Origin of the sequence: Oceanospirillum sediminis (assembly GCF_014164585.1) — a bacterium.
Lineage (GTDB): Bacteria > Pseudomonadota > Gammaproteobacteria > Pseudomonadales > Halomonadaceae > Oceanospirillum > Oceanospirillum sediminis.
In genome coordinates this window covers 1-335 of the sequence record NZ_JACJFM010000275.1, presented here as the reverse complement: position 1 = coordinate 335, position 335 = coordinate 1, and the positions used below count along the sequence as shown (strand labels likewise).

Sequence of the window (335 nt, the reverse complement as noted above, 5' to 3'; positions counted from 1 at the left end):
TATTTGGGGTGGCTATACAGGCGAAGGTGCTAAAACCGTTATTGCAAGTAAAGCGTACGCCAAAATATCTATGCGATTGGTACCAAATCAAGATTGGGAACATATTACACAACTATTTAAAACACACTTTGAAAGTATCGCACCAAAAGCCGCAAAGGTAAAAGTTACACCTCACCACGGTGGTCAAGGTTACGTAACGCCTATAGATAATATTGGCTACAAAGCAGCAAGTATGGCGTATCAAGACACTTTTGGAAAAACACCTATTCCGCAACGTAGTGGTGGTAGCATCCCAATAGTTGCACTTTTTGAAAAAGAACTTAAAAGCAAAACCA

At 40.0% G+C, this 335-nt stretch carries 1 protein-coding gene; it reads left to right on the top strand.

Translation table 11 applies throughout. From position 1 onward, the window contains the following. A partial coding sequence (locus H4O21_RS28665; protein WP_182812652.1) for a peptidase dimerization domain-containing protein occupies nt 1-335 on the top strand: 335 nt, incomplete at both ends.